Source organism: Pseudomonas sp. NPDC079367 (assembly GCF_044542195.1).
In the GTDB taxonomy this organism is placed as follows: domain Bacteria; phylum Pseudomonadota; class Gammaproteobacteria; order Pseudomonadales; family Pseudomonadaceae; genus Aquipseudomonas.
On record NZ_JBITTW010000078.1, the window covers coordinates 1 to 3,751 of the forward strand.

Here is a 3,751-nt window from a genome sequence, read left to right on the forward strand (position 1 = left end):
TCGCCATCATCGGCCCTTCGAAGGTCGACATGCCGTAGAACGCCAGCGATACCACGAGGAAACGCAGGATCGGGTCGGTGCGCAACTTATGCCAGGCGCCCGAGAGGGTCATCATGCCGTTGATCATGCCGCCCCAGCTTGGCGCCAGGAGGATGATCGACATCGCCATGCCCAGCGACTGCGCCCAGTCCGGCAGGGCGGTGTAGTGCAGGTGGTGCGGGCCGGCCCAGATGTACAGGGTGATCAGCGCCCAGAAGTGCACGATCGACAGACGATAGGAATAGATCGGGCGTTCGGCCTGCTTCGGCACGAAGTAGTACATCATCCCGAGGAAACCGGTGGTCAGGAAGAAGCCCACGGCATTGTGGCCGTACCACCACTGGATCATCGCGTCAGTGGCGCCGGAGTAGGCCGAGTACGACTTGAACAGGCTGACCGGCAGCGACATGTGGTTGACGATGTGCAGCATCGCGGTCACGACAATGAACGCGCCGTAGAACCAGTTACCGACATAGATGTGCTTGGTTTTGCGTTTGGTGATGGTGCCGAAGAACACCAGACCGTAGGTGACCCAGACAATCGCCAGCAGAATCGCGATCGGCCACTCCAGCTCCGCGTATTCCTTGGTGGTGGTGTAACCCAGCGGCAAGGTGATGATGGCGCCGACGATCACCGCTTGCCAGCCCCAGAAGGTGAAGGCCGCGAGGCTGTCGGAAATCAGTCGCGTCTGGCAGGTTCGCTGCACGACATAGTAGGAAGTGGCGAACAGTGCACAACCGCCGAAGGCGAAAATCACCAGGTTTGTGTGCAACGGGCGCAAGCGTCCAAAGCTCGTCCACGGTAGACCGAAGTTCAGTTCCGGCCAGACCAGTTGCGAGGCGATGAAGACACCGAGCCCCATGCCAAGGATCCCCCAGACCACCGTCATGATGGCGAACTGGCGGACTACCTTATAGTTATAAGCAGTCGGACTGATTGCTGTGCTCATTCTAAGGTTCCACGGTTTGGGTATTTTTATAGGGATAAAATCGGCCGCAAGTATGTATAAAGCAGGGGGTCATTGCAACGCGCCATGACCTGGGTCAATGCTTTCCAACGCTGATTCTGCGGCCTTTCCATGTGCCGCGTAGGGTCAAAAATGGCCTGTGAAAAAGTGTCGCAGTGAACGAAAAAAGCGCGGGGTCCGGATCGCCGTCACCGGTGCCTGTACACAGGTCGTGATCGGGGGGTTAAGGGCAATCGGCGCAACAGCCGTTAACTGCCTGCCTTTGCGGCGAATCCATTAACCGGTTCATGGCGCGCATCGTTCGGGATTGATCTGAAAACCGACTTCAGCCGATCCGCTTCGATGAAGCGTAGACCCGAATCCGGGGTTCCGAAAGGAGAGGTTGCAAGGGGTGCGACAATGCGTCGCAAGGGGGCGGGAAACTGCCGCGACAAAAAAGTCACGGCAGTTGTGTGTTCATTATCTACTTCGTTATGTCTTCAGTTACGAGTTTTTCTGTATTCAATCCATGGCTGAGGCTGTAGACATAAGCGGCAAGCAGCTGCACTTTGTCATTGCCCAGCAGCTCGTTCTGCGCTGGCATATGTCCTTGGCGTCCATGGCGTATTGTCTGCTCCAGTTGGGTCAGACTGGTGCCATAAATGAAGCCGGCCGGGTGGGTCAGGTTTGGCGCGCCCATGGCCGGGGTGCCTTGGCCCGTGGCACCGTGGCAAGCCACACACGTGGTGCTGAACGCTTGCTGCCCGGCTTGCAGATCCGCTTTGCTGTCGGCAGGCAGGGGCAGGCCGGCCAGCTCGTGACGCACGTAGGCTGCAACGTTTTTCACCCCGGCCTCACCGAGTACTTCGCCCCACGCCGGCATCGCCGCCATTCGCCCGCCCATGATGGTGGTCTTGATCGTCTCGGCCTCACCGCCCCAGCGCCAGTCGCTGTCGGCGAGGTTAGGGAAGCCGAATGCGCCCTTGGCATCCGAGCCGTGGCACACCGAGCAATTGGACGCGAACAGACGGCCGCCCATTTTCAACGCCTGTGGATCCTTGGCCACTTCTTCCAGCGGCATGGCGGCAAACTTGGCGAAAATCGGACCGAAACGGGCGTCAGCCTTGTTCATTTCCTTTTCCCACTCGTGCACGCCGGTCCAGCCATCCTCGTAGCCGGGCAGGATCCCTTTCCAGTTGCCCAGGCCCGGATACAGAATCAGATAGCCCACCGAGAACACCAGCGTGCCGGCGAACAGCATGAACCACCACTGCGGCAGCGGGTTGTCGTATTCCTCGATGCCATCGAAGCTGTGGCCCATGGTCTGGTCGACGCTGCCCTTGGTCTCGCCCCGGCGGGTGCCGATCAGCAGCCAGGTCAGGCCGATCAGGCTGCCAATGGTCAGTACGCAGATCCACGTACTCCAGAAGGTGGTCATGGCCGGGTACTCCTTGTTTCAGAGGCGGGGTTTGTGTCGGGTAGTGGTTCGTCGGCGAACGGCAGCAGACGTGCTTCGGCGAACTCCGGGGTGCGCTTGCGGTTGAACACCCACAAGGTCAGGCCGACGAACGCGACGAACACCACGACCGTGCCGAGGCCGCGGATCAGGCCTGCACTCATTTCAATGACCATGGCTCACCTCTTGCTCTTGATCGCAGTGCCAAGCACTTGCAGGTAGGCGACGAGGGCGTCCATTTCGGTCTTGCCCTTGAGGCTGGCGACCGCGCCGCTGATGTCGTCGTCGGTGTACGGCACGCCGAGGGTGCGCATGGTTTTCAGCTTGGTTTCGGTATGGCTGCTGTCGACCGCTTGCGTGACCAGCCACGGATAGGCCGGCATCTTCGATTCCGGCACGACGTTGCGCGGGTTGTACAAGTGCGCGCGATGCCAGTCATCCGAGTAGCGCGCGCCGACCCGGGCGAGGTCTGGCCCAGTACGTTTCGAGCCCCACAGGAATGGATGATCCCAGACGCTTTCGCCGGCTACCGAGTAGTGCCCATAGCGTTCGGTTTCGGCGCGGAAGGGGCGGATCATCTGCGAGTGGCAACCGACGCAGCCTTCGCGGATATAGATGTCGCGTCCTTCCAGTTGCAGCGCGGTGTAGGGCTTCATGCCTTCCACCGGTTTGTTGGTGACGTCCTGGAAGAACAGCGGGACGATCTGGGTCAGGCCGCCGATGCTCACGGCGAACACCATCAACAGCATCAACAGGCCGACGTTCTTTTCAATCGTTTCGTGTTTCATGGCGAACTCCTCAGGCCATCTGCGCGGCAGCGACGACGTCGGCAGGCTGCGAGGCCCGCACGGTGCGCCAGGTGTTGTAAGCCATCAGCAACATGCCGCTCAGGAAAATCGCTCCGCCGATCAGGCGCACAACAAAGCCCGGATGGCTGGCCACCAGGGTTTCGACGAAGGAGTAGGTCAGCGTGCCGTCCTCGTTGACCGCGCGCCACATCAGGCCCTGGGCGATGCCGTTGACCCACATCGAAGCGATGTACAGCACGGTGCCGATGGTCGCGAGCCAGAAATGCGCGTTGATCAAACCGATGCTGTGCATCTGCGCTTTGCCGAAGATTTTCGGGATCATGTGGTACAGCGCGCCGATGGAAATCATCGCCACCCAGCCGAGCGCGCCGGCGTGAACGTGGCCGATGGTCCAGTCGGTGTAGTGGGAGAGGGCGTTGACAGTCTAGAACGCCATCATCGGCCCTACGAAGGTCGACATGCCGTAGAACGCCAGCGACACCACGAGGAAGCGCAGGATCG

The 3,751-nt window shown here is 60.4% G+C and carries 4 protein-coding genes and 1 pseudogene; all 5 read right to left on the reverse strand.

The features are described from left to right. The coding region (locus ACIGDJ_RS28040; protein WP_397504708.1) for a cbb3-type cytochrome c oxidase subunit I at positions 1–988 on the reverse strand (988 nt) is incomplete at its 3' end. A gap of 481 nt (positions 989–1,469) precedes the next feature. Further along, complete coding sequence (gene ccoP / locus ACIGDJ_RS28045; protein WP_397480273.1) at positions 1,470–2,423, reverse strand: cytochrome-c oxidase, cbb3-type subunit III; 954 nt, start codon at positions 2,421–2,423, stop codon at positions 1,470–1,472. Next, complete coding sequence (locus ACIGDJ_RS28050; protein ID WP_101157385.1) at positions 2,420–2,617, reverse strand: cbb3-type cytochrome c oxidase subunit 3; 198 nt, start codon at positions 2,615–2,617, stop codon at positions 2,420–2,422. The genes ccoP and ACIGDJ_RS28050 overlap by 4 nt, the downstream gene beginning before the upstream one ends. A 3-nt stretch (positions 2,618–2,620) precedes the next feature. Then, entirely contained in the window at positions 2,621–3,229 is a 609-nt protein-coding gene (ccoO, locus tag ACIGDJ_RS28055; protein ID WP_090282591.1) for a cytochrome-c oxidase, cbb3-type subunit II, read from the reverse strand. A gap of 10 nt (positions 3,230–3,239) precedes the next feature. Further along, positions 3,240–3,751, reverse strand: a pseudogene (locus ACIGDJ_RS28060) (cbb3-type cytochrome c oxidase subunit I); the annotation flags it as partial.

Excerpts from the sequence above, each read along its gene's own strand:
- ACIGDJ_RS28050 (WP_101157385.1), bottom strand. The coding sequence starts at position 2,617 with ATGGTCATTGAAATGAGTGCAGGCCTGATCCGCGGCCTCGGCACGGTC.
- ccoP (WP_397480273.1), bottom strand. The coding sequence starts at position 2,423 with ATGACCACCTTCTGGAGTACGTGGATCTGCGTACTGACCATTGGCAGC.
- ccoO (WP_090282591.1), bottom strand. The coding sequence starts at position 3,229 with ATGAAACACGAAACGATTGAAAAGAACGTCGGCCTGTTGATGCTGTTG.